Source organism: Streptomyces sp. NPDC090022, from assembly GCF_044748145.1.
Taxonomy (GTDB): domain Bacteria; phylum Actinomycetota; class Actinomycetes; order Streptomycetales; family Streptomycetaceae; genus Streptomyces.
In genome coordinates this window covers 39803-63625 of record NZ_JBIVFN010000022.1, presented here as the reverse complement: position 1 = coordinate 63625, position 23823 = coordinate 39803, and the positions used below count along the sequence as shown (strand labels likewise).

The following is a 23823-nucleotide window of genomic DNA, read 5'->3' as shown; positions in this document are numbered from 1 at the left end:
AACAGCTTGCCGACCGCGACGAGGTCGGCATGCCGACCGAGCCGATCTGGAAGCCCGCCAGGCCACCGAGTCCGCGGGAACCCAGCACCAGCAGTCCGGCGTCCACGGCCTCGGTCGCGAGGGCGGCAGCGGGCCGGCCGCCTCCCGGGCACCCCAGCGCGCTGCCGCCCGGCTCTCGGGGGAGCCGTCGACGCCGACGGTCACATGGTGCTGCACGGCAGGACCTCCTCAGCGCCGCACGCCGTGCGGCACGTTTCCCAGGTTCACCTCGGGCTCCGGGAGGGCGGGAGGGCCGGGTGTCCCCCTCTCAGGTCCGACCGGCCTCCGCCCTCACCCCTCGGACATGCGGGAGACCACATAGGCTGCGCATCCGTCCAGTGTGCTCAGGGCGGGGTAGTCCTGCTCCGGCAGCGGCAGGCCCGTGCGTCCCCCCAGCGCCTCGACGAAACCGAGGAAGTCCAGCGAGTCCATCTCCAGGCGGTCCCGGAAGTTCTCTTCGGGTGAGACCGCGGCGACATCGGCGCCGGGGACCGCCTCCGCGAGGACGTCTTTGATCATTTCGACGGTTTCGTCGTGGGTCACAGTTCCTCCGGTTGCTGGAGCAGGCGGTCGAACGCCGTCAGGAACCGGGCGCCGGTCGCCCCGTCGCTGGCGCGGTGGTCGGCGGAGAGCGTGGCCGTCACGGTCGGGTGGACGGTGAGCATCCCGTCCACTGCCACGGGACGGTCGGTGACGCGGCCCAGTCCGACCAGCGCCACCTGCGGCGGGTAGATCACCCCGTAGACGGCCTCGGCCCCTTGGTCGCCCAGATTGGTCACGGTCAGCGTGGGGTCAGCGGTCTCGGAGGACCGCAGGCGCCCGCGGCGGGCGCGGGCCACGAGGTCCTTCAGCGTGGCCATCAGATCCGGGAGCGGCAGCCGGTCGGCGTCGGCCAGGGCGGGTGCCACCAGCCCGCCGCCGCGCAGTGACACGGCCATGCCGAGCCGCACTCCCTCGGCGGGGACGAAGCGGTCGTCCTTCCAGTACCCGTTCAGCTCCGGAACCTCGCGCGCGGCCAGAGCCACCGCCTTGGTCAGCAGCGCGGCCGGGATGAGCCGGTCCGCCGCCGGGTGGGTGGTGTTCCGTTCGCGCATCCAGTTCATCGCCGCCGCGAGGTCGACGGTCGTGGACAGGTAGTAGTGCGGGATCTCACGGTTGGCGCGGGTCATCAGCGCGGCGATGGCACGGCGTCCGGTGGACGGAGCCGGGGCCCCGGCACGGACCGGTGGGGCCTGGGGCGCCGCGGCCGCGGGTGGCACGTGGTCGGAGGGGGCTTCGGCGCCCGCCGACCGGGCGGCCGTCTCGGCCGCCGCACGTACGTCGTCCGCCTTGATCACGCCCCTGCTGCCCGTGCCCTTCACGGTGGCGAGGTCGACGCCCAGAGCCCCGGCGAGGCGGCGGGCCAGCGGCGATGCGGCGACCCTGTCCGCCGACGGGCGGGTCGGGGCCCGGGCAGGCGCGGGCTGCGCCGCGTGTGCGACGTCCGACCGGGTGATGCGACCACCCTTGCCGCTGCCGTGCACGCCCGCGAGGTCCACTCCCCCCTCGGCTGCCAGGTGCCGGACCAGGGGGGTGGCGAGGGGACTGCCGGGCGCCGGGGGCAGGGGAGCGGACGGCGCGTCCTCCGGGACGGTGGCGACGGCAGGAGCCGCGGGCGCCCCGGGGCCGATGACGGCCAGCGGTGTGCTCACCGGAACGGTGGTGCCGGGTTCGACGAGCAGGGTGCTGACGGTGCCGGACTCGAAGCACTCCACCTCGATGGCCGACTTGGCCGTCTCCACGACGGCGACCACATCGCCTCTGGACACCTTGTCGCCGGGGCGGACGAGCCACTCGACGAGGGTGCCCTCGTCCATGTCGGCGCCGAGAGACGGCATGGTGAACTCGCCCATGTCAGGCCACCGCCTGCCGGACGGCGGCCACGATGGACGCCGACTGGGGCAGGGCGGCCTCCTCGAGCTGCCGCGCGTAGGGGATGGGCACTTCCTGGCTGCACACGCGCTGGACCGGGGCGTCGAGTTCGTAGAAGGACCGTTCCGTGATGCGCGCCGTGATCTCCGCGGAGAGGCTGCCGCTGCGCCAGCCCTCGTCCACGATCACGGCCCGGTGCGTACGGGCGACCGACTCGGCGATCGTGGCGTCGTCCAGGGGGCGCAGCGACCGCAGGTCCACGACCTCCGCGCTGATGCCGTCCGCCGCCAGGGTCTCTGCGGCGGCCGTCGCCTTGGGGAGGGAACCTCCGTACGTGATGACCGAGACGTCCGTACCCGGCCGGTGCACGGCCGCGGAGTCCAGCCCGACGGAGTCGATGGTGCCGTCCAGTACGCCCTCCTCGTTGTAGAGGCTGCCGTGCTCGAAGAGCAGCACCGGGTCGGGGTCCGCGAGGGCGGCGGCGAGCATGTGCCGGGCGTCGTCGACGGTCGCCGGGGCGAGCACGCGGATGCCGGGGATGTGCGCGTACCACCCCTCCAGACTGTGGGAGTGCTGGGCGGCGAGCTGGCGCCCGGCCCCGGTGGTCATCCGGATCACGATCGGCACGTTCAGCTGTCCGCCGGACATGTGCAGCAGAGTGGCCGCGTTGTTCATGATCTGGTCGAGCGCCAGCAGGCTGAAGTTGACGGTCATGATCTCGACGACCGGCCGCATCCCGCCCAGCGCGGCACCGATGCCGGCTCCGACGAAGGCGGACTCCGACAGCGGCGTGTCGCGGATCCGGTCGGGCCCGAACTCCTCCAGCAGTCCGAGGCTCACGCCGAAGCAGCCGCCGTACCGGCCGACGTCCTCGCCCATGAGGAAGACCCGGTCGTCGGCGCGCAGTGCCTGGCGCAGCCCTTCGCGCAGCGCCTCCCGGTACGTCGTGCGGGTGGGCGTGCGGCTCTCGGACGGCTGACGTGCGTTCATGTCGTGCTCCCGGATGTGCTGGTCACGAACCTCAGCAGGTCCGTGACCGGTTCGTACGGGGCGGCCTCGGCCGCGCGTACGGACGCGTCGATCGCGGCGGTCACGTCCTCCTCCAGCTGTTTCCTGACCACGTCGTCGAGGGTGCCCTCGGCGCGCATCCGCTCCTCCAGGCCGGCCAGGGGGTCACGCGTCTTCCACTGCGCGATCTCCTCCTTGCTCCGATAGCGGTCCGGGTCGTACATCGAGTGCGCGCGGAAGCGGTACGTCCGCGCTTCGAGGAAGTGCGGACCGCCACCCGCCCGGACGGAGTCCGCCGCCCGCCGTGCGGCCGCCTCGACGGCCAGCACGTCCATGCCGTCGACCGTCCAGGCGGGCATACCGTACGACGCGGCGCGCATCGCGAGGTTCGTCTGCGCGTGTTCCCGCGCCAGACTGGTCCCCATGGCGTACAGGTTGTTCTCGCAGACCAGCAGCAGGGGCAGCTGCCACAGGGCGGCGAGGTTGGCGGTCTCGTGGAACTCGCCCTCCGCGTAGGCGCCGTCGCCGAAGAAGCAGCAGGTCACCCGTCCGGCGCCGCGCATCCGGTCGGCCAGGGCCAGGCCCGCGGCCAACGGCAGTCCGCCCGCCACGATGGCGTTGCCCCCGTAGAACCGCCGCTCGGCGTCGAACAGGTGCATCGAGCCGCCGCGGCCGCGGCTGCACCCGGTGGCCTTCCCGTACATCTCGGCCATCACGGCATCGGCCGGCACGCCGCGGGCCAGGGCATGGCCGTGCTCGCGGTACGTCGACACCACGGCGTCGCCGTCGGTCAGGGCCTGGCCGACCCCTACGGCGACGGCCTCCTCCCCGATGTACAGGTGGACGAAGCCGCGGATCTCCGCGGCGCTGTAGAGCTCGACGCAGCGCTCCTCGAAGCGGCGTACCAGGAGCATCTGGCGCAGGAGTTCCAGCTCGTGGCTGCCGGGGGCGCCGGGCTCGTCCGCAGGGGGCGGCTTGGCGGCTCGCCTGCCACGGCCTTTCCGGGCGGGTGCCCCCGCCTGGCTCCCGGTATGTCCGGTCGTGCTCATGGTCGTCCCCTCTCGTCCTGGACTTGTCGTCAGCCGGGGCTCTCCAGGGTGGACAGGTCGCCCTCGGGCAAGCCCAGTTCACGGGCCCGCAGCAGTCGGCGCATCACCTTGCCGCTGCGGGTCTTGGGCAGGTTCTGGTCGAACTCGATCTCCCGCGGGGCCACGGCGGGCCCCAGCCGCTGTCGGGCGAACGCCAGCAGTTCCCGCTTGAGCGCGGTGCCGGGCTCACGGCCGGGGTGCAGGGACACGAACGCCTTGACGACGGACCCGACAACCGGGTCCGGGCGGCCGATGACCCCTGCTTCGGCGACGGCCGGGTGCTCCATCAGCGCACTCTCGACCTCGAAGGGACCGATGAGGTGCCCGGCCGACTTGATGACGTCGTCCGCCCGTCCCACGAACCAGAACCAGCCGTCCTCGTCCTGCCGGGCAAGGTCGCCCGTGAGGTACCAGCCGTCGGCGAAGCACGCCGCGTAGCGCGCCGGTTCGTTCAGGTAGCCGCGGAACATGGACGGCCAGCCCGGCCGCAGCGCCAGCTCGCCCTCCACGTCTGGCTCCGGCACCGGGCGTACGTGTCCGTCGGTGACGGCCGCCCGCCCGTCCTCGCCCCGTTCGAGGATCGCGGCGTGCACCCCGGGCAGGGGCCGGCCCATCGAGCCGGGGCGGATGTCGCAGGAGGCGAAGTTGGCGATCATGATGGCGCCGGTCTCGGTCTGCCACCAGTTGTCGTGGACCGGCAGGCCCAGCACCTCCTGGCCCCACAGGACGGCCTCGGGGTTCAGCGGCTCGCCGACGCTGGCGACGAAGCGCAGGGCCGACAGATCGTACGGTCCGGGGAGCCCGCGGCCGCCGCCCCGCGGTGTGGCGCGCATGAGCATGCGGATGGCGGTGGGAGCCGTGTACCAGACCGCGACCTTCTGGCCGTCGAGGATCCGGTACCAGCGGTGCACGTCGAACTCGCCCTCGTCCACCACCAGCGTCGCCCCGTGGGTGAGCGGGGCGATGATCCCGTACGAGGTGCCCGTCACCCAGCCCGGGTCGGCAGTGCACCAGAACACGTCCCGGGGGCCGAGGTCCAGCGCGAAGGCGGCCGTCGCATGGTGGGCCACCACCGCTTCGTGAACGTGCACCGCGCCCTTCGGAGTGCCGGTCGTCCCACTGGTGAAGTGGAGCAGGGCCATGTCCTCGGGGTCGGTGGGCGGCACCGTGAACGCCGGCGACGCGCCGGCCATGAGGGTGTCGAAGGAGACCGTCCCGGGCGGCGGGTCCGTGACCGGGCCGACCAGCAGCACGTGCTCCAGCCGCGGCAGCAGGTGCCGGCTCTCCTCGACCTTGCGCCGGTACAGGGCTTCGGTGGTGACGAGCACCCGCGCGTTGCCCAGGGCGAGCCGCTGCCTCACCGGCTCGGGTCCGAACGCGGAGAACAGGGGGCACAGGACGCGCCCGGCGCGCAGTGTGCCGAGGACTGCCGTGTACAGCTCGCGCCGCCGGCCCAGCAGAGTGAAGACGCGGGCCTGCCGGGGCACACCGAGGGATTCGAGCAGGTTTGCGAATCGGGAGGTGTCCGCGGCGAGCTCCGCGTACGTGACACGGGTGACGCAGTCGTCGGCGGTCACGCATCGCAGCGCCTCCCACTGCCCGTGCCCCGTCGCGAGGTGCCGGTCCACGGCCTCGAACCCGATGTTCAGTCCGCCGCCCGGCAGCCCGCCCAACCACGACCGGGCCTCGTTCCACGTGAACGTGGCACGCGTGTGCTCGTAGTCCGGCAGCCGCCAAGACTTTCCGGGCCGGTGGCGTTTGCGGATCGTCTGGTTCGTGATGGTCACGGACCCAGCTTCGGGCGGACGGAGGCGCACGGTGGAGGGCCGAACGGGTCCGGGCCAGGGCCCGGTCGGCCCTGTGGCCCGGCTGCCGGTGGGGACGGGGAGCGGGCCGCGGTGGCGTCGGTGCCCAGCAGGGCGAGCTGCGGGCGCTTCTCGAAGGCCGCCCAGCCCCGGCCGGGCACCTTCCGCGTCCGGCCGAAGTCGCGTACCGAGGCGGCCCCGGCCGTGCCCCGCGGACCGAAGGCGCCCGGGGGATGCCCTCCGCTGCGGTCGGGGACGGCAAGCCGGCAGCCCTCCAGCCGCGCGGCCGCGGCCAGCGTGAACCACAGAGCAAGGACTTCGAGGCCAGCGACAGTGCGGGTCGGCACGCTCTGACGGTCCCGTGAGAACAGGGCGATCCCCTTCAGGGATACCTCTCGCGGAGGCCGACTGCGGTCGGCGTATCAGCTCGGGGACGCTGTGGTGTCGGGTGGCAGGTCACTTCCGATCGAGGCGGTGATGCGTCGCCTCACCTCGTCTGTCAGGGCGGCCAGGCGGGGCGATACGGCGGCGACCGGCGCCCGGGGCTGGTCGATCCTGCGTGCCGCCTCCGGCGTTTGTGCGAGATCCATCTCGAAGCGGGTGCGCGCCGATGCCAGGGAGGGGTGCGGACCGACCCGGCGTCCGTTGCGCATCACGGTCCGCAGGAGCGGCTCCGCGTCCTCGGGGATGTCCTCGTCGCTCAGGCCGACGATGTCGTCGAGGCCCGGCCGGCGGAAGACCTGCTTGGGGGCGGGTGCGGTCGCCTTGGCGGAGGAGAGCTTCATCACCGGGCGGCCGTCGTACGCGACGAGCTTGTACGCCGCGTCGAGATACGGGGCGTCGGCGGCCACGCCCATCTTCGTACCGACCGCGTACACGTCGATCGGTGCCCCGGCCCGGACGAGGGCGTCGACCGCGTACTCGTCCAGGCCGCCGCTCGCGATGATCCGCACGCCCGGCAGCCCCTCTGCGTCGAGCACGGCGCGGGCGCGCCGGGCGAGGGCGTCGAGATCCCCGCTGTCGAGCCTGACCGCGCAGCCGGCCGGGTCGTCCAGTTCGTGGAAGACCTGCGCGGCGGCCTCGACCCCGTGCTCGGTGTCGTAGGTGTCGACGAGCAGGGTGACGGGACCGGGGTGGGCCCGGACGAAGGCCCGGAACGCATCGAGTTCGGTGGGGAAGGACTCGACGTACGAGTGCGCCATCGTGCCGGAGGCGGGAAGGCCGTACTGCACGGCGGCGGCCACGTTGCTGGTTCCGGCGAACCCCACCATTGCGCTGAGCCGGGCCGACGCCCTGCCTGCCTCGGGGCCGTGGCTGCGGCGCAGCGAGAAGTCGATCACGGGGTGTTCGGCGGCGGCCAGGACGCACCGGGCCGCCTTCGACGCGACGGCGGTCTGGTGGCAGACCAGCGTGAGCAGGTACGTCTCCGCCAGTTGCGCCTGCGGCAATGGCGCGGTCACCTCCAGCAGGGGTTCCCCGGCGAGGACGAGCCGTCCCTCCGGTATCGCCCGCACCTCCCCGTCGAACCGCAGTCCGAGGAGCGGCTGGAGCTCGTCCGGCCGCCGGTGCAGTGCTTCGGCGAAGTCCCGCACGTCGGCCGGGGTGACCGTGAAGGCGGAGAGGAAGTCGAGCGTGGGCTCCAGCCCGGCCGCCACCAGGAACCCACGGCTCTCGGGCAGATCCCGAACGAAGAGACTGAACGTGGCCGGCCCCTGCATTCCCTCGCGGAGATAGGACAGAGCCATGGTGACCTCGTACAGGTCCGTGGTCGTCACTCTGGACATGCTTCCTCCTGCGCGTCGGGCCTCTTGGGCACGCGGCTTCCCGTTCCGTGAGCGGGCAGGCACGCCCCAGCGAACCCTCCGGCGACCGTGCGGACCGTTGCCGCCACCGGGATCAGTGAGCCGTCGCGGGCCTCGCCGGACAGGGCCCGCTGGTGGCCAGGACCCCGCCAACGACCTGGGCCTCGCCGGGGAGGTCGCCGTGGCGCAACGTGTCGACCACTGCGGCTCACCGACCCGGGACGTCCACGCCCATGTGGCCGCGGGGTGATCCGTGAGGACTGCAGGGCGTTCTCCTCGATTCCGGTAATCGGGCTCATCACTGCCTCCTCGGTAGTGTTGCCGCCTGTCGCACGGGGCGCTCTCGGCGGGACGTCCGGGCCCGTCGCGCACTTCGCTGCGCAGCTCCGAGCTGCTGCGTGGTATTCACCAGCGGGTTCGGCCGGAGGCCCTCAAGCTCAGGTGCTCCCCTCGACCTTCGGTACGACCGCGACGGGGCAGAGCGCGTGGTGCAGCAGGGCGTGGGCGACGTGACCGAGTTGCAGGCCCCAGGAGCGCTCATGGCGGTGTGCGCCGACGACCACGAGGTCGGCCTCCGCGGTGTGTTCGACGAGGATCTTGTGCGTGGGCCCCTCCACCAGAGCTCTGTGCAGCCGGACCGACGGGTGTTCCCGCAGCGGCCGGGTGAGGGCCTCGTCGAGCAGGGTGTCGGCACGTGCCTGGTGGTAGACGCATGTGCCGTCGGCGAGTGAAGGGTGATCAACGGTCTCGTGTGCGGGGCATCTCCAGGCACGGACCGCGTGGAGCTCGCAGTCGCGCGCGGCGGCCTCGCGCAAGGCGAACCGTACGGCCTCCCGCCCCCCGGGGTCGTCGGCGACGCCGAGCAGGACGCGGTCGTGCGTGCCGTGGAGGCCGGGCTCGTCGCCGCGGACGACGATGACCGGGCACAGGGCGCGGGCGGCGACGGACAGGCTGACCGAGCCCAGCAGGAGGTCTGCGATCTCGCCCCGGCCCCGTGAGCCGGTGGCCAGGGCCCAGGAGGTGCGGCTCTCCCGAAGCAGCGCATGCGCCGGGTCGTCGGAGAGCACCTCGGTATCCACCGTGAGGTCGGGGTTCCGCCGCTCGGCGCGCCTGGCGGCGACGCGCACGACGTCATGGCCGCCCAGCCGCCCGGCCGACCGGTTCTGGTCGGGTGCCTGGGTCTCATACCGCTCCCACCGGGAGGCGTACACGACCCGCAGAGAGCGCCTGTGCAGTGCGGCCTCGTCCACGGCCCAGTCAAGCGCCTGGAAGCTGGCGTCGGAGCCGTCGAGGCCGACCGTCAGTGGGGGGTCCATCGGGGCCACCGCCCTCTCACGCATAGCCAACCGGTCACAATCAGACTTCCCTTGGCCATGGGTGATGGCCATACGGGGGGCAGGGGCCTGGCCGACGGTCAGTGGCACGGACAGCGGGCCGACAAGGTCGGGCCGCGGATGCAGCTGGGCCATCCGGAATCGCGCACCGGCATCCCCCACCAGTTCGAGAGTACGCTCCGAGCCGCTGCCGAGTCGCCGAGGCCGTAGGCATCGACGGAGGAGGGCACGCGTCCGGTCCGCCGCGTGTCCGGTCCGCCCTCGCCCCCGACCCCTATGGCGCGGCTTCCCTCTGGGAGGGGCGGGTTCTGCCCCGACCGAGCGTCGGGGGCGGCTACGGGGAGGTCCTGGAGCGGGCGGCGCAGGAAGGCAGCGGGTGCTGCGACGTCTCCTACGAGGAGGAGCGGGTCGTCCTGCGGTGCGATGGCCGACCTGTCGCGCGCATGCGCACCGGGCTGGCCGAGGCGGCGGCCGACAGCCCGCAGCCAGTCGTTTTTCCCCCGCCGGGTGAGAACGCCCACCTGCGCAGTTCAGCGACTACGGCCGACGGGCGGTCCTGCCCGCACAGGGCAAGGAAGCGTCACGCACGGGCGCACAGCCGGCGCGGGGACGAAGGGTTCCGTTGCACGACTCGCCGTCCGGGCCAAGGAAGCGGAGCATGGGAATTGACCCCCGAACCTGGCGTCTCGTGGAGGTGAACCGCTATGACCCTGCCTGTACGCCACAGGCCAGGCCGGCTTCTTGAGAGGTTTCCCGCGCTGAGCTGGGGCGAACCGATGGCCGCCGAGTTCGACGAGCTCTTCGAGCGGATGAACCAGCTCCTTGCGTCCGCCGCGCCTGCCGGGACCTGGGCTCCCCTGGCAGACATGCACGAGACGGACGACGCCTACGTGGTCGAGGCGGAGATCCCCGGGATCAAGAACGAGGACATCGACGTCGAGATCGGCGATCGGGAGCTGCGCATCACCGGGGAGTACAAGGAGCGCGAGCGTGAGGGCGTGCTGCGGCGCAGTACCCGGCGCACGGGACACTTCGAGTACCGGGCGCTGCTGCCCGCCGACGTCAAGGCCGAGGACGTCACGGCGACCATGGCCGACGGAGTGCTGACGGTGACCGTTCCCAAGGCCGAGGCCGGCAAGCCGAGGCACATCGAGATCACCGCAAGCTGACGTACGGACATACCGATGCCGCGTTCGGGGTGCACGGAGTTGTAGCGCTGCCCACCTCAACTCCGTCGCCTCGTCCCGCATTCGCCGGTAGCACCATGACCGGTATCTACGCCGTCGTCGTCAGTTCTGATGGCGGCCTGGAACTCCGCGACGGCGTAGAGGGCAGATGCTGAACGACGCCGTTCACGCCGATCGAGGAGCTTTCCGGTGCTCACACGGGTCCGTCTGCCGGGCTGGCACGCGTCGCGGCCGACGATCTGGCGGGCGCCACCCAGATCGCCGGCCGCATGGTGGCCGAATTCGGCCTGTCATCGGCACTCGGGCCCGTCGGCTACGCCGTGGGCGACCCGCACCACCTCGGTGGCGAGGGCGCCGAGGAGGCTTTGCGGCGGCCCTACTCCGAACGAACGCGCCGTCACCCTGCTCCGCGACCACCGCGCGGAACTCGACGCCCTCGCCGCTCTCCTCGTCGGCCGCGAAACCGTGGACGGGTCCGTCGTCCTCGACGTACTGAGTCGGCAATCGGCTACGAACGACGACCGTCCGCCCACCGCCACGGACGGCTCCAGGACGGGCGCGAGTTGAGGTCCGGATCCGGCGGATGCCTCCGGCGACCGGACAGCCTCCTGGTGCTCCGGTCGCACCGGGTTGGTTACCGGCGTGCCAGTTCGGACCGTCGGTAGGAGTATCCGAAGTACACGCCCAGCCCGATCACGAACCAGACGGCGAAGCGCACCCAGGTCTGCCAGTGGAGGAAGGTGATGAGCCAGAGCGAGAAGACGACCCCGATCGCCGGTACCACCGGCATCCCGGGCGTACGGAAGGTGCGCGGCAGATCCGGCTGCCGGTGACGCAGCACGACGACCGCCACGCACACCACGACGAACGCCAGCAGGATGCCGATGTTGGTGAGTTCGGCTGCCGCGGCGATCGGAAGGAGACCGGCGATGACCGCCGACACGCCTCCGACGATCCAGGTCACGCGCGTGGGCACGTGCCGCGTGGGGTGTGTCTTGGCGAACCACTTCGGCAACAGCCCGTCGCGGCTCATCGAGAACCACACGCGCGTGACGCCCAGCATGAACGTGACCATCACGGTGAGGATGCCGATGATCGCGCCGACCGCGATGAGGTCGGCGAAGCCACTGAGCCCCACGGACTTGAACGCTGTCGAGAAGCCGCTCTCCGGGTCGATGTCCCGGTAGTCCTGCATGCCCGTCAGGACCAGGCAGGCCGCCACGTAGAGCACCATCGAAATGGCGAGCGAATAGATGATCGCCTTCGGCATGAGGAGTTGGGCGTCCTTGGACTCCTCGGCCGCCGTGCTCATGGCGTCGTATCCGAACACGGCGAAGAAGACGGTCGCTGCTCCGGTCAACGCCCCGCCGACGCCGTAGGGGAAGAACGGGTGGTAGTTCGCGGAGTCGACGTGGAAGACGCCGATGCCGATGACCAGCAGCACCACGAGGATCTTCAACGCCACCACGGTGGTCTCGAAGCGTGCTGTGCTCCTGATGCCCAGGTTCAGCAGATACGCGATCAGCAGACACAGCAGGGCGGCGAACAGGTCGACCCGGTGGCCGGCACCCGTACCGGGGGCTCCCAGCATCCACGCCGGCAGTTCGGCGCCCGTCTCACCGACCAGGAAGCCGAAGTATCCGGAGATGCCGATGGCGACGACCGCCACGATCGCCGTGTACTCGAGCAGCAGGTCCCAGCCGATCAACCAGCCTACGAGTTCACCGAGCACCGCGTACGCGTAGGTGTACGCCGATCCCGCCTTGGGGATCAGGCCCGCGAACTCCGCGTACGAAAGTGCCGCGGCGGCGCTCGCCGCCCCCGCGACGAGGAACGACACCACTACAGCGGGGCCGGCCGTGCCCTGGGCGACCGCTCCCGCGAGCGCGAAGATGCCCGCGCCGATGATCCCGCCCAGGCCGAGAGCCGTGAGCTGCCACAAGCCCAGGGACCGTGCCAGGTGCGGGCCCTCGGTGACCTCGGTCTCCTCGATGCGTTCGATGGGCTTGCGGCGCAGGACACCCCGACCCGTCCCAAGTCCGCCCACTGGACCTCACCCCTTCCTGCACGGCAGTCGCTGACGGCCGATCATGAGCCCCAGGCCCTTCGCGGACGGAAGGTATCGAGGTGGGGCCGGCCGGTGGCCGCACCGGGACAGCGGCGGGGGCCAGGCGCCCACCCCCGTGCCCGTATCCACCGGAGCAGCGAGGCCCGGGACCGGTGCGGGCACGCGCATTCGCCTGGGCGCCGAGGCGGTACACCGGCGGGGAAGAGACTGGCCTGCTCCGCTGGTCGTCCGTCCGCATCGTCGAAGTACATCGAACCACCTTCCTGGCCCGCTCCGAGGCAGCGGTGACCAGGTGTCTGTCGGGCACGAGGCTCCTGCCGCGTCGGGGGGGACGGCCATCCGGCCGCATGCCGGACGCGTCGTCACGCAGATGGGGCGTGGACCCATCAGGATGGGGGAGGACCCACCGGACGCAGGAAGGAACACTCCGTGCTCCAACGGAAGCAGCGCAAGAACCGCACCGAAGTCACGTTCGTGCTGCCCGTCGACGATCCGCCCGGGCCGGTCAGCGTGGTCGGTGATTTCAACGACTGGCGCCCCGGTGCGCACCCTCTCTCCGCGCGTGAGGACGGCACCCGGGCTGTCACTCTGGAGTTGCCCGGCAACCGGATCCATTCGTTCCGGTACTTGGCCGCCGGTGACTACTGGTTCGACGAGGAACAGGCCGACGGCCATGACGGCCGGAACAGCCGCTTGCACACCTGATCGGCTCGTGCTGAGGGCTCGGGCGTCGTCGAAGCCTCTGACGGCCCGGCCGGTGAGGCTCTCCACCTCTGTCGGGTTGCACCCGAACAGGACACGCCCTCCGCGAGCGCTGCCCGAAGCGCCGGCCCTGAGGTGTCCAGATTGTCCGGTTGCCGCGCAGCCCGGCGGGCAATGACCCGTGGGCCTGTTCGTCCCGGCTGTGGACCGTTCGGCCCCAGCGGCGACCTGCCCCGCAGGAGAAGACTGGTCGAGGGGACGGCCCCCAGCCGTGGCGCCGCCTCCCCGGGGCGCCCCTTCCAGAGGATCGGCTTCCGGTGAGGGACGGGGTGGCCCCGACCAAGAACGCACAACGATCACAGCCCAAGGAGCCCGGCGTCGGGAACCGGCGGCACCGGGCCCGCCGACCATGGGAGCGCGTCATGGGAACCACGACGTCGGTCAGCGACGACACCCTGAGGAGTCTGTGCGAGACCCGGGGGCCGACGACCTCGGTCTATCTGCGGCTCGAGCCGCGTCCTCAGCGGGAGGACGACGCCAGGCTGCGCTGGCGCGCGCTTGCCCGCCGGCTGTCGGACCTCGGTGCCGACGATGACACCATCGCCGTACTGACACGGAGTGTCGACGAGACGCTCCCCGGAACCGGGACGCTCGCGGCCTTCGCGGCCGACGGCGAGCTCCGCTACTCCACGATTCTGTCCGGTGGCCGGGACGCCGACATCGGCATCCACGCACCCCTGCCGCATCTGGCGCCGCTGCTCGAATGGCGCCAGGAGCACCCGGCCCGCGTCCTCGCCGTGGTCGACCGCACCGGTGCCGATCTGGAGGCGTACCCGAGAGGAGACTCCGAGCCGGTACGGCGTACCGTGACCGGCCCCGACGACGAGATCGAGCGCAACGCGCCCGGCGGAATGTCCCAGGGCCGTTTCCAGCGGAGGGCGGAGGACTCCTGGGAGCACAACGCGGTACGTGTGGCAGAGGCCCTGACCCGTGCGGTGTCGCGGGTCTCCGCCCGTCTGGTACTGCTCGCCGGGGACGTGCGGGCGCTCCAGCTCCTCACCAAGCACCTTCCCGACCGCGTCCGGCGGCAGGTCTCCGTGCGCCAGGTGAGCGGCGGACGCACACCGGACGGATCCGCCCGGATCCGGCAGGAGCAGATCGAGGCCGAGACCCATCGTGCGGCGGAGGAGCAGACGAGGGAACTGCTGCGGCGGTTCTCCGAGGAGCGGTCTCCAGGAGGGCGGGCCGTCGAGGGCGTGCACTCCACGCTGGGCGCGCTCTCCCAGGGCCGCGTGGAGACGCTCGTGCTCGTCGACGAGCCGGACGACCCGCGCACGGCGTGGTTCGGCTCGGCCGCTTCCGACGTGTCGGACCGTCGCCCCACGCCCTCCCGCACCGCCGGCCCCGTGATCCGCGGCCCGCTGGCCGATGTGGCGGTCCGGTCGGCCGTGCTGTCCGGGGCGGACGTACGCGTCCTGCGTCCCGGTTCCGACGGCGCTCCGGGCCACGGCATCGGGGCGCTGTGCCGGAGCGCATGACAGCCGCTCGGCGGGATCGAAAGGTCTGCGACGTGGGGATGCCCCCACCCGCCGGAACGGCCCGCGGCCCCTGCCGGGCCCGAGGCCGGCCCACCGACTCCGGCTCGCTCACGAGACCCAGGACGCGGACCGGCCCCGCCAACCCCTTCTCGCAGCGGAGGCGATCATGAAACGAACGCCATCACAACCCCTGGTGGACGTACAGGTGGAGACCCGGGGTGGTGTGTCCGCAGAGGACACCGCCTACGCCCGGGACAAGGTGCGGGCCGTGCTCGGTCAGGCACCGGGGCCCGTGCTCTTCGCCCGGGCGAAGCTGACCCGGTTCGCGAACCCGGCGATGGAGCGCCCCGTAGTGGCCCAGGCCAATCTGGACGTCAACGGCAGGCCTGCCCGCGCACACGTGGCGGGCGTCAGCGCCAGGGAAGCGGCTGATCTCCTCCGGGACCGGCTCGAAGCCACACTCGCCCGCATGGCGGAGCACTGGGAGGCCCGGCGCGGCCGGACGCATCCGCCGGGCGCCGCCCACGAGTGGCGGCACGGCGATGAGCCCACCCACCGCCCCGGCTATTTCCCACGCCCGGTCGGGGAACGGGAGGTCGTCCGGCACAAGGCGTTCGCCCTCGCCTTCGAATCTCCCGACGAGGCGGCCGACGACCTGGAGAGGCTGGACTACGGCTTCCAGCTGTTCACCGACGCCGGATCGGGCGAGGACAGCGTCCTGTACCGCTCGGCCCCGGAGGGATACCGGCTGGCGCAGGTGAATCCGCGCCCGGACCTGATCGGCCCGGTGGCCGTGCCGCTGACCGTCAGCCCCGCCGCCGCCCCCCGCATGACCGTCGCGGAGGCGAAGGAACGCCTGGACATCACCGGCTGGCCGTTCGTGTTCTTCGCCGACGCCGACAGCGGCCGCGGAAACGTCCTCTACCACCGCTACGACGGCCACTACGGCCTCATCACCCCCATCGCCCCCACCGCCCACGAGCCGTCACCCACAGCCACCTGAGCCGGACGAGCCGCGCGGCCGTGCCGGGCAGGCACGGAACGACCCCATCTGGAGACACCGCCATGAACGAGCGTGAGACGTTCGCAGCGGGTGCCGAAGCCCGCCGAGCCGCGCCCCCGCACGCCTGGCGGCCAGCCCGACGAACCGCAGCGGCTGGACGCCCTCATGCGTCATCTCGGCGCACTCGCGACCCTGTCCGCCGCACGGACACATCGCCCCGGCGCCGCGAGCAGAGTGCGGGAAACCGGGCCGACGGCCGAGCCCGGTGACGAGAGGGCCGAGACCCTCATGACCAGTCCCGCCATCACCGTCCAGCCGGACACCACCGTCTCTGAGGCCGCCTGGCTGGTGCCCCTGGCCCGTCTCAAGCGCGTTCCCGTGGCGAAGCCGGACGGGCGGCTCGTGGGCACCGTCCACCGCAACGCCCTGCTGGACGCCCTGCTCCGGGACGACGCGTCCGTCCTTCAGGGCGTGCGGGGGCGCATCGGGCAGGCGTTTCCCGAGGCCGCCGACACGGTGGAGGTCACAGTCCGGGAGGGGGTGGCCCGCCTCCGTGGCGACGTGACGGGTGACGAAGCAGCGCGGCTGCTCGCCGAGGTGAAAGGACTCGAGCCGGTCACCGATGTCGTCGACGAGCTGACCGTATGGGACCGCTGCGCGCGCCCGCTGGTTGAAGGGATGTTGCTCCGGCGGTCGGTCTCGACGCCTCCTCCCGAGCGCCGTCGGGCTGCGCCGTCGCCGGTTCGGGGCGACAGCTCGCGCGGGCGATCGTGGGGTCGTCACACATCTGACGTGGGGAGTGCACCATGCGGCCGACGTTCATTCTGGGGCGCATCGCAGGGGTCCGGATCGGAGTGCACTGGAGCGTTCTGCTCATCTTCGCCGTGATCGTCGTCGGGCTCGCAGAAGGCCGCCTGCCCGAGGCGTATCCGGGCCACGTCTGGCCGGTGTATGGGGCGGTCGGGCTCCTGGCCGCCGTTGTCTTCTTCGCCTCGCTGCTCGCGCACGAGCTGGCGCACGCGGTCCTCGCCCGGCGCAACGGGGTAGAGGTCGACGACATCGTCCTCTGGCTGCTCGGCGGCGCGGCCCGGCTCAAGGCGGAGGCGCCGACCCCGGCGGCGGAGCTGCGGATCGCGGGCGTCGGCCCTCTGGTCAGCCTCGTTCTGGGAGCGTTCTTCGCACTCGCCGCGTGGCTGCTCGACATGGCGTCCGCGCCAGGACTGGCCGTCGAGGTGCTGGCCTGGCTCGCTGCGATCAACATCCTGCTGGCGGTGTTCAACGTCATTCCGGCCGCCCCGCTGGACGGCGGGCGACTGTTGCGCGCCTTGCTGTGGTGGCGTACCGGAGACCGGCTGCGCGCGACCGAGGGGGCGACCGCCGCCGGACGCGCCTTCGGCTGGTTCCTGATGGTGGTGGGCCTGCTGCTGTTCGCGCGGGGAGACGTGGCCGGCGGACTGTGGCTGGCCATGATCGGCTGGTTCCTGGCCACCGCCGCCACCGTGGAGGGACAGCAGGCACACCTGCGCGGCCTGCTCACCGGGATTCCGGTACGGCACGCCATGACACCGGACCCGGTGACGGCCCCCGTCGGCCTCACGGTCGCCGACTTCCTGGCCGGCCCGCGGTACCGGTATCGCCATTCGGCGTTCCCGGTGACCGGCGACGGCTCCGCGCTCGTCGGCCTCATCACTCTGGAAGCGGCCAGGAAGGTGCCGGAGGAGCGGCGGCACGCCGTGACGGTGGAGCAGATCATGCTGCCGCTGTCGCAGGTCACGGTCGTCGGCGCGGACGATTCCCTGGCCGACCTGCTGCCCCGCATCGAGCCGGGCCCCGAGCACCGCGTCCTGGTGCTCGACGAGGACAGACTGGTGGGCATCGTCTCCGCGTCGGACGTCAGCCGTACGGTCACATGGCTGATGACGACCACTGCGCGCGGGCGCGGCGACCGGCGGGGCGCATAGGTGCCCCACGACCGTGCACCGAGGGCCTGCGGGTCACCCCCGCTTGGCAGCTCGACCCGCAACGCGCCCTCCCTCCTGCCGATGGAGCGTGAAGCGCCGATCCTGTAAGCGGGGCGTCCGCCGCCGGATCGCGCCATTCTGGAACCCGGGAGGGACGACCGGCCCGGGTTCGCCCGCCAGGCCGGGGGCCGTCCGGTCGCGTCGGTCCGTGTGGTCCGTGCGGTCCGGCTCATGAGACCGAGGAGGCCATCATGGAAGAGCAGCGGGAAGTCCTGGCGCGTACGGTCGCGGCCGTGATGCGCCCCGCCCCGGTCACCGTCGACATCGGCGAAACCGTGCTCGTGGCATGGGAACTGCTGCAGCGATCGGGGTCCCGCCACCTTCCGGTCGTGCATCCGGACGGTCGCTGCGCCGGCCTGCTGGACAGGGCTGATGTGGCGGTCGCCTGTGCGGCGCCTGCCGTTTCGCTGTCCGCCGTGCGGGTGGGCGACCTTCTTCGAGGTCACGGGCGGGCGCTCGTCCACGCGGAGCAGAGCGTACGCCACGCGGTCGACCTCATGGCGTACACAGAAGCCGACGCGCTTCCGGTGCTGGCCGGTGACGGGCGTCTCGCCGGGGTGCTGACCGCGACCGACATCGTCGCGGCCCTCGTCGGCCATCCGGTGCGGGAGGGGCCTGCTGACCGGCGGCCACAGGCCCCCACGACGCTGCCCGGGCTGCCGCCCCGGCGGGACTACCGTGGCACGGCGGTTCCCTGACCGCCGGACGTGACGCGTGAGCGGGGCAGGGGCGTGATGAGACCGGACGCCGCAGCCGGACGCAGCGGGTATCGCGGTGTACCGCACACGGCCGACCTGCGGGTGGAGGCATGGGCCCCCACCCGGGAGGAGTGCCTCGCACAGGCCGTACGGGGGGTCTGCGCGTCGTTCCTCGACATGACGGGGGCCGTCGGAACACACCCGAGGGACATCGTGCTGCGGGCGGACCGGGACGAGGACCTGCTGGTCTCGCTCCTGGAGGAGGTCGTGTACCGGCTCGACACCGAGGGCGAGGTCCCCGTCGACGTGGAGCTGACCCCGGTCGACGGCGGCGTGCGCGCCCTCCTGCACATGGCCGAGGCCGGATCCCTCCCGGTGACGGGCGCCGCGCCGAAGGCGGTCACGCTGCACGATCTGGCCATGGTCCGCGGGCCGGAGGGCTGGACGTGCTCGGTGACTCTCGACGTGTGACTCGTCGTGACGGTGTCGCCGCGCCGCCTCAGCCGGCATCTACTGGAAGGCATGGGGCCCGGAGAGGGATGACGGGCATGGACATCACCTTGGTGCAGGAGACACCGTTCCGGTTCCGCATCGAGCGGCAGGACCCGATGCGCGTCCCCGGCGTCGTCTTCGCGACCCGGGAGCTCCTGCCGCAGGCGGCCGGGGACAAGGCGCTCGAACAGGTCGCGAACGTGGCGGCCCTGCCCGGTATCGTCCGGGCCTCGTACGCCATGCCCGACGTGCACTGGGGGTACGGCTTCCCGATCGGAGGCGTGGCGGCCACGGACATCGATGCCGGCGGAGTGATCTCGCCCGGCGGCGTCGGGTTCGACATCTCCTGCGGCGTACGGCTGCTCGCCGCCGGCATCGACCGCGACCCGCTGGCCCCCCGGATGCGGCGCCTGATGGACATCCTCGGCGACACCGTCCCGCGCGGCCTGGGGCCCGGCGGGCTGTGGAAGCTGTCCGGACGCCCCCAGCTGGAGGAACTCATGGTCGCCGGCGCCGCCTACGCCGTCGAGCACGACCGGGGCGTTCCCCGTGACCTGGAGCGCTGCGAGGACGGCGGGACGCTGGCGGGGGCGGATCCGTCACAGGTGGGCCAGCGGGCCGTGGACCGCGGGCTGCGGCAGGTGGGCAGCCTGGGGTCGGCCAACCACTTCCTGGAAGTGCAGGCCGTGGACCGCGTCTACGACGCCCGGACCGCGGCCGCCTTCGGCCTGCACCCGGGCCAGGTGTGCGTCATGATCCACTGTGGATCGCGCGGCCTGGGCCACCAGGTGTGCAGCGACCACGTCAAAGTGATGGACCAGTCCCTGCGCGCCTACGGCATCCACCTGCCGGACCGGCAGCTGGCTTGCGCTCCCGCCGTCTCCGTGCCGGGCCGGGCCTATCTCGGGGCGATGGCGGCCGCCGCGAACTACGGACGCGCCAACCGGCAGTTGCTCACCGAGGCTGCGCGTCATGCCTTCGCCGTCGCCGCCGGGGCGGAGCTGGACCTGGTCTACGACGTCTCCCACAACATGGCGAAGATCGAGACCCACGACGTGGACGGCGTACCCCGGCGGCTGTGCGTCCACCGCAAGGGCGCCACCCGGGCCCTGCCCCCCGGCCACCCGGACCTGCCGGACGACCTCGCGGAGGCCGGGCAGCCGGTCCTGGTGCCCGGCACCATGGGCACGGCCTCGTACGTGATGGCCGGCACCGCCGGCAACGACGCCTTCTGGTCCTCCGCGCACGGCGCCGGACGCGTCTGGAGCCGTCACCAGGCCCTGCGCCGGGTCCGCGGCGAGGAACTGCAGGGGGAGCTGGAGTCCCACGGCATCGCGGTCCGCCCGGCTTCCTGGCGGGCGCTCGCCGAAGAGACGCCCGATGCCTACAAAGACGTCGACGCCGTGGCCGCCGCCACGGAGGCCGGACGGCTCGCGCGGCTGGTCGCCCGCCTGGTACCGCTCGGAGTCGTCAAGGGATGAACGACCAAGGCCCACCCATGGGCAGGCCCCACGCGATGGGGGCACCCGGGACCACCCGAAGCCGATCCCGCATCCACTCTTCTCGCGGGCGACGTGCCTCGACGACGTCCTTGCCCGGAGTGGACACCGTTGGATCACTCAGCCGGCCGTCTCCTTCATCCGCTGGCTCCCAGTCCCTGGGACAGGAGCAGCTCGTGCGCCAGCCGGGCACCGCGAGCCGCCTGCTTCTCCCGCTCGGTGTCCTGGGAGGGGATGTCCTCCAGTCCTTCGGCCAGTGCTCTGACGGCCTGGGCGAGGACCTGCACCTGGGCTTCGAGGATGCGCAGCCTCTCGTGCTCGTTCGGGACGTTGGTCTCGGGCATGACGGGTCACCTTCCTGAAGGGGCGAGTGGGAGTGAGTCGGCGTCGGAGGGTCCGGCGGCGCGGGTGTTCAGGCGGGCGAACCCGTGTGCCGGCTCCCCGGGGCTGGTCTGCTCAGTCATGGGGGACGACGGCGACAGGGCAGCGGGCGTGGTGCAGGGCGGCCTGGGTCACCGGGCCGAGGCGCGGGGCGAGGGCGGGGCGGTGCTTGCGCCGGCCGACGACCAGCAGCTCGGCCCCCTCGGCGGCGCGGACGACGGCCTCGGCAGGGCTTTCGAGCCGGACGCCCTCGGCCAGCTCCACATCGGGAAAACGTTCACGCCAGGGGCGAAGAACCTGTCCCAGGCGCTGCCGTGCGTCGTCCGTGATCTCCTTCGTCACCTCGTGGTCCACGCCCCACGGGGTGCGCGCATGGATGGGCAGGCTCCGGCCGCAGACTGCCTGGAGGGGGACGCCGCGGCCCGCGGCGGCGGCGAAGGCGAAGGCAAGCAGGTCGTCGCACGGGCCGTGCAGTTTCAGTGCGACCACGACGCCGCCCCGGGCGGGTGACGGCGCCGTCCCGCGGGCCGAGGAGCGGACCAGAACCACGGGCTGCTCGGCCCGTGCGACGACAGCGGTGCTCACGGAGCCCAGGAAGTAGCTTTCGGCCGGAGTGAGGCCGAGTGAGCCGAGCACCGTCAGCTCGGACTCCGATGCCGCCTTCAGCAGGGCGCTCTGCGCGTCGTCGGCGACCAGGTTGCCGACGATCACGAGGCCGGGGTGGCGTGCTCTGAGTTCCGCCTGCGCGTGGTGCACAAGACGGTTCGCCCAGTAGTTCTGGTCGATCTCCGCGGGGATGCGGGCCGGTTCGGGCGCCAGCATGGGCCAGGCGTGCAGCAGGCGGAGCGCGACCTTGCGGCGCTCGGCCTCATCGGCGGCCCAGCGAGCGGCGGCCATGCTCTCGGGTGAGCCGTCGAGGCCGACCGTGACGACTGGCTCCATGGCGACTGCCTCCGCCTCGTACGACGCCGGGATGGACCTGCGGACGCCGGCACCTGCCCGCCGAAGCGCGCCGCGTCCTCTTCTCCGAGGAGTACCCCAGATCGTTCTGTCGCGCATGCGGGCCGCTGTGGGACCGGCTCCGCAGGCATGGGCGTCTTTGGTTGCGCGCGCCCATGGCGCACGGGCGGAGTGACTGCCCCGAGCGTCCCGCCAGCCGGGTCACCCTGCACTGGGCCGTCCGTCGCCTGTGAGAGGGGCCGTCCCGAGCCCCCGCCGCGGTCGGGGCGGGAGAGGGCCGATCGGGCAGCCCGCCCGGAAGCCGGTTTCGACCAGCCGGGCATGCCACATCGCGAAGAAGGCGTCGACCGCTTCCAGCGGATCACCGGCGCGTGCTGCGGCAATGAGCCGGGCGGCCATGAAATCACCGGCGAAGGCCACCGCCTCGTCGATCAACTGCGCCCTCCCCGCCGGGAAGTGGTGGTATACGGAGCCGCGGGGGGCGCCGCTGTGCGCGGGCACGCGGTCGATGCTCGTCGCGCCGGCTCCCTGCTCGCCCAGGAGTGCCGCCGCACTGCTGATCACCGGCTGTCGGCTGTCGCTCTTGCGCGGGCTCGTCGATCCACCACCCGGCACCTTCCCAACAGGGATCTCTACTGGTCGGTGATCCATGGTCCATGTCATGGAACAGGCCAGGGGCGGGTTCACTCGGGCGGGCCCGGCCGCGGCGTGGTGACGGCGTGGTCGTAGAGACTGAACAGCCGCAGCCGGCTGCGGGTTTCGTCCTCCTCTGTGGCGAGGGCGTCCCAGCAGCGTGCTGCCAGGGCGCGGGCGCGGGTGCCGGGCCAGGGCTGCGGGAGCAGCTCGGGGGGCAGCAGGGGGTCGGGTTCCATGGCGGTGGTGAAGGCCGCCGCCAGTTCGATGGCGTACGTCAGTCGTTCGGTCCCGGTGGGCGGGGCTGGCGGTTCGGACAGTCTGGCCAGGCGGGCCGCGGCGAGCGCCGCGAGTGCCTCGTGGCGCTCGGCGATCGGCCGGAGCGGCCAGAGCAGGGCGGCCAGCCGGGTGGGTTCGGTTTCCTCGCCCACCCGTAGGTCGCGGCTGGTGAGGCGGGTGAGGGAGGGCAGGACGCCCAGGTGGCGGGCGTGGGCCTCGACGATGTCGCCGATCGCGTTGGCGCTGACGTAGAGGCCGCCCTGGAGGGGGGCCGCGCCGAGGTGGAGGAGGGTGTCGCGCAGGGTGTCGCGGGCCTGCCGGGCGGTCTCGGGGATGGCGAAGGCGAACAGGTGCCAGGTTCCGTCCCAGGGGGCGAGCCCCTGGTCCTGCCGGTAGGCGTGGCGTACGTACTCCACGTCCGGCGCGATGGAGCCGGTGGGGTCGGCGGTCGCGTGCAGTCGGGCCTTGCGGCCGCGGCCCTCCTGGGTGAACCGGCCCTCGGCGACGAGTCGTTTGACGCACAGCCGGACCTGCTGGTCGGTCATGCCGAGGGATTCGGCGACAGCGTACAGCTCGCCGGCGTCGGCGGTGCCGTCCTCGCGGACGAGGGCGAACACCAGGGTCCGGGTCCCGATCTCCGGTGCGGCGGGCTCCGCTGCGGAAGTTGCCGGAGGCCTGCTGGTCATGGCTGCTGCTCCTTGCCGGTGCTGGTGCCGGGGATGGCGCGATGCATGGTAGTCACCGCGCCGAATCCCATGAGGCCCTTGAGGTACGGGGTCTGCTCGGTGCGTACGGCGGTGAAGCCGTGGCGCTCGTACAGGGCGCGGGCGCGCGGGTTGACGTCGATGACGTCCAGGCGGACCCGGGAGCAGCCGTGTTCGGCCGCGATGGTCGCGATCTCGGTCAGCAGCAGGCTGCCGATGCCGGTGCCCCGGTGGGCGGGGTCGACGGCGATGCCGTCCATGACCAGTTCCCCCGGCTCCGGGGTGCGTTCGAGCAGGGCCAGTACGGCGAGCCGGGGCAGGCCGCGGAAGAGTCCGTAGCTGGAGAGCACGTCGCGCACGCCGCCGCCGGTCAGGCCGCGCCCGCCGAGCTGGTAGCCGGCCACGCCCACGACCCGGTCCCCGTCCGGGGTGAGGGCGACGGCGGCGCGGTCGCGGTGGAGGTGGCCGGCGATGAAGGCGCGGCCGTGCTCGGGCGGGCCCAGGGCGGCGCCGAGCTTGCGGCCGAAGGCCTCCCAGTACAGCCCGGCGACCTCCTCCTCGGCCCGCCGGGGCACGTTGCGCCGGATGGCAACTGCTGAGTCCATGATTCCTCCTCGCGTTCTGCGTACGATCATAGTACGGTCGAAACAGAAACGATCGTTTGAGGATCG

General features: G+C 72.4%; 23 protein-coding genes and 1 pseudogene. 9 read left to right on the top strand and 15 right to left on the bottom strand.

What is annotated here, in order from left to right; genetic code table 11:
• Nucleotides 1-330 precede the first annotated feature (330 nt).
• The 8 genes from ACIPXB_RS29145 to ACIPXB_RS29110 all read right to left on the bottom strand — a co-directional run bounded on the left by ACIPXB_RS29145 (nt 331) and on the right by ACIPXB_RS29110 (nt 8969).
• A complete protein-coding gene (locus ACIPXB_RS29145; protein ID WP_401454531.1) occupies nt 331-582 on the bottom strand; it encodes an acyl carrier protein in 252 nt (83 codons plus the stop codon).
• Nucleotides 579-1931, bottom strand: a complete 1353-nt coding sequence (locus ACIPXB_RS29140; RefSeq protein ID WP_401454530.1) for a dihydrolipoamide acetyltransferase family protein — start codon at nt 1929-1931, stop codon at nt 579-581. Before ACIPXB_RS29140 ends, ACIPXB_RS29145 begins: the two co-directional genes overlap by 4 nt.
• A gap of 1 nt (nt 1932) precedes the next feature.
• On the bottom strand, nt 1933-2940 hold the full coding sequence (locus tag ACIPXB_RS29135; protein WP_401454527.1) for an alpha-ketoacid dehydrogenase subunit beta: 1008 nt from the start codon (nt 2938-2940) through the stop codon (nt 1933-1935).
• A complete protein-coding gene (gene pdhA / locus ACIPXB_RS29130) occupies nt 2937-4007 on the bottom strand; it encodes a pyruvate dehydrogenase (acetyl-transferring) E1 component subunit alpha (protein WP_401454525.1) in 1071 nt (356 codons plus the stop codon). Before pdhA ends, ACIPXB_RS29135 begins: the two co-directional genes overlap by 4 nt.
• A gap of 29 nt (nt 4008-4036) precedes the next feature.
• On the bottom strand, nt 4037-5833 hold the full coding sequence (acsA, locus tag ACIPXB_RS29125; RefSeq protein ID WP_401454523.1) for an acetate--CoA ligase: 1797 nt from the start codon (nt 5831-5833) through the stop codon (nt 4037-4039).
• Entirely contained in the window at nt 5830-6198 is a 369-nt protein-coding gene (locus ACIPXB_RS29120; protein WP_401454521.1) for a hypothetical protein, read from the bottom strand. Before ACIPXB_RS29120 ends, acsA begins: the two co-directional genes overlap by 4 nt.
• A gap of 75 nt (nt 6199-6273) precedes the next feature.
• Nucleotides 6274-7635, bottom strand: a complete 1362-nt coding sequence (locus ACIPXB_RS29115) for a nicotinate phosphoribosyltransferase (protein ID WP_401454520.1) — start codon at nt 7633-7635, stop codon at nt 6274-6276.
• A 455-nt stretch (nt 7636-8090) separates the two neighbouring features.
• A complete protein-coding gene (locus ACIPXB_RS29110; RefSeq protein ID WP_401454517.1) occupies nt 8091-8969 on the bottom strand; it encodes a universal stress protein in 879 nt (292 codons plus the stop codon).
• Between the two features lie 722 nt (nt 8970-9691).
• Between ACIPXB_RS29110 and ACIPXB_RS29105 the strand changes: the two genes are divergently transcribed.
• Entirely contained in the window at nt 9692-10156 is a 465-nt protein-coding gene (locus ACIPXB_RS29105) for an Hsp20/alpha crystallin family protein (protein WP_401454515.1), read from the top strand.
• 652 nt (nt 10157-10808) lie between these two features.
• On the opposite strand, the gene ACIPXB_RS29100 is transcribed toward ACIPXB_RS29105, so the two are convergent.
• Nucleotides 10809-12221 (bottom strand): amino acid permease, encoded by a 1413-nt coding sequence (locus ACIPXB_RS29100; RefSeq protein ID WP_401454513.1) that lies wholly within the window; start codon nt 12219-12221, stop codon nt 10809-10811.
• Between the two features lie 450 nt (nt 12222-12671).
• Between ACIPXB_RS29100 and ACIPXB_RS29095 the strand changes: the two genes are divergently transcribed.
• The 8 genes from ACIPXB_RS29095 (at nt 12672) to ACIPXB_RS29060 (ending at nt 20177) form a co-directional block, all read left to right on the top strand.
• A complete protein-coding gene (locus ACIPXB_RS29095; protein ID WP_401454511.1) occupies nt 12672-12947 on the top strand; it encodes an isoamylase early set domain-containing protein in 276 nt (91 codons plus the stop codon).
• Between the two features lie 419 nt (nt 12948-13366).
• The gene (locus ACIPXB_RS29090; protein ID WP_401454509.1) at nt 13367-14482 is read left to right on the top strand and encodes a Vms1/Ankzf1 family peptidyl-tRNA hydrolase; all 1116 of its coding nucleotides are present in this window, start codon (nt 13367-13369) and stop codon (nt 14480-14482) included.
• Nucleotides 14483-14648: 166 nt separating this feature from the next.
• Complete coding sequence (locus tag ACIPXB_RS29085) at nt 14649-15485, top strand: sigma 54 modulation/S30EA ribosomal C-terminal domain-containing protein (protein WP_401454507.1); 837 nt, start codon at nt 14649-14651, stop codon at nt 15483-15485.
• Between the two features lie 90 nt (nt 15486-15575).
• A complete protein-coding gene (locus ACIPXB_RS29080) occupies nt 15576-16373 on the top strand; it encodes a CBS domain-containing protein (protein WP_401454506.1) in 798 nt (265 codons plus the stop codon).
• The gene (locus tag ACIPXB_RS29075; RefSeq protein ID WP_401454504.1) at nt 16340-17446 is read left to right on the top strand and encodes a site-2 protease family protein; all 1107 of its coding nucleotides are present in this window, start codon (nt 16340-16342) and stop codon (nt 17444-17446) included. Before ACIPXB_RS29080 ends, ACIPXB_RS29075 begins: the two co-directional genes overlap by 34 nt.
• A gap of 251 nt (nt 17447-17697) precedes the next feature.
• On the top strand, nt 17698-18204 hold the full coding sequence (locus tag ACIPXB_RS29070) for an HPP family protein (RefSeq protein ID WP_401454502.1): 507 nt from the start codon (nt 17698-17700) through the stop codon (nt 18202-18204).
• 36 nt (nt 18205-18240) lie between these two features.
• Nucleotides 18241-18675 (top strand): archease, encoded by a 435-nt coding sequence (locus ACIPXB_RS29065; protein WP_401454613.1) that lies wholly within the window; start codon nt 18241-18243, stop codon nt 18673-18675.
• A 77-nt stretch (nt 18676-18752) separates the two neighbouring features.
• A complete protein-coding gene (locus tag ACIPXB_RS29060; protein ID WP_401454500.1) occupies nt 18753-20177 on the top strand; it encodes an RtcB family protein in 1425 nt (474 codons plus the stop codon).
• A 155-nt stretch (nt 20178-20332) separates the two neighbouring features.
• Here ACIPXB_RS29060 and ACIPXB_RS29055 read toward each other — a convergent pair whose 3' ends face one another.
• The 6 genes and pseudogenes from ACIPXB_RS29055 to ACIPXB_RS29030 form a co-directional block, all read right to left on the bottom strand.
• Nucleotides 20333-20539 carry a hypothetical protein gene (locus ACIPXB_RS29055; RefSeq protein WP_401454499.1) on the bottom strand — a complete coding sequence of 69 codons (207 nt, stop codon included), beginning with the start codon at nt 20537-20539 and terminating at the stop codon, nt 20333-20335.
• A gap of 112 nt (nt 20540-20651) precedes the next feature.
• On the bottom strand, nt 20652-21518 hold the full coding sequence (locus ACIPXB_RS29050) for a universal stress protein (protein ID WP_401454498.1): 867 nt from the start codon (nt 21516-21518) through the stop codon (nt 20652-20654).
• 219 nt (nt 21519-21737) lie between these two features.
• Entirely contained in the window at nt 21738-21971 is a 234-nt protein-coding gene (locus ACIPXB_RS29045) for a hypothetical protein (protein WP_401454626.1), read from the bottom strand.
• Nucleotides 21972-22187: pseudogene (locus ACIPXB_RS29040) on the bottom strand (TetR/AcrR family transcriptional regulator); the annotation flags it as partial. It lies immediately after the preceding gene.
• Between the two features lie 32 nt (nt 22188-22219).
• Nucleotides 22220-23134, bottom strand: a complete 915-nt coding sequence (locus ACIPXB_RS29035; RefSeq protein ID WP_401454496.1) for a PaaX family transcriptional regulator C-terminal domain-containing protein — start codon at nt 23132-23134, stop codon at nt 22220-22222.
• Nucleotides 23131-23757 (bottom strand): GNAT family N-acetyltransferase, encoded by a 627-nt coding sequence (locus ACIPXB_RS29030; RefSeq protein WP_401454494.1) that lies wholly within the window; start codon nt 23755-23757, stop codon nt 23131-23133. The genes ACIPXB_RS29035 and ACIPXB_RS29030 overlap by 4 nt, the downstream gene beginning before the upstream one ends.
• Nucleotides 23758-23823: the final 66 nt, after the last annotated feature.

Bases quoted from the DNA above. Each gene is read 5' to 3' on its own strand.
- ACIPXB_RS29065 (WP_401454613.1), top strand. From the start codon at position 18,241: ATGAGACCGGACGCCGCAGCCGGACGCAGCGGGTATCGCGGTGTACCG.
- ACIPXB_RS29050 (WP_401454498.1), bottom strand. From the start codon at position 21,518: ATGGAGCCAGTCGTCACGGTCGGCCTCGACGGCTCACCCGAGAGCATG.
- ACIPXB_RS29035 (WP_401454496.1), bottom strand. From the start codon at position 23,134: ATGACCAGCAGGCCTCCGGCAACTTCCGCAGCGGAGCCCGCCGCACCG.
- ACIPXB_RS29030 (WP_401454494.1), bottom strand. From the start codon at position 23,757: ATGGACTCAGCAGTTGCCATCCGGCGCAACGTGCCCCGGCGGGCCGAG.
- ACIPXB_RS29140 (WP_401454530.1), bottom strand. From the start codon at position 1,931: ATGGGCGAGTTCACCATGCCGTCTCTCGGCGCCGACATGGACGAGGGC.
- ACIPXB_RS29070 (WP_401454502.1), top strand. From the start codon at position 17,698: ATGGAAGAGCAGCGGGAAGTCCTGGCGCGTACGGTCGCGGCCGTGATG.
- ACIPXB_RS29135 (WP_401454527.1), bottom strand. From the start codon at position 2,940: ATGAACGCACGTCAGCCGTCCGAGAGCCGCACGCCCACCCGCACGACG.
- ACIPXB_RS29085 (WP_401454507.1), top strand. From the start codon at position 14,649: ATGAAACGAACGCCATCACAACCCCTGGTGGACGTACAGGTGGAGACC.
- ACIPXB_RS29055 (WP_401454499.1), bottom strand. From the start codon at position 20,539: ATGCCCGAGACCAACGTCCCGAACGAGCACGAGAGGCTGCGCATCCTC.
- ACIPXB_RS29110 (WP_401454517.1), bottom strand. From the start codon at position 8,969: ATGGACCCCCCACTGACGGTCGGCCTCGACGGCTCCGACGCCAGCTTC.
- ACIPXB_RS29090 (WP_401454509.1), top strand. From the start codon at position 13,367: ATGGGAACCACGACGTCGGTCAGCGACGACACCCTGAGGAGTCTGTGC.
- pdhA (WP_401454525.1), bottom strand. From the start codon at position 4,007: ATGAGCACGACCGGACATACCGGGAGCCAGGCGGGGGCACCCGCCCGG.
- ACIPXB_RS29115 (WP_401454520.1), bottom strand. From the start codon at position 7,635: ATGTCCAGAGTGACGACCACGGACCTGTACGAGGTCACCATGGCTCTG.
- ACIPXB_RS29105 (WP_401454515.1), top strand. From the start codon at position 9,692: ATGACCCTGCCTGTACGCCACAGGCCAGGCCGGCTTCTTGAGAGGTTT.
- ACIPXB_RS29060 (WP_401454500.1), top strand. From the start codon at position 18,753: ATGGACATCACCTTGGTGCAGGAGACACCGTTCCGGTTCCGCATCGAG.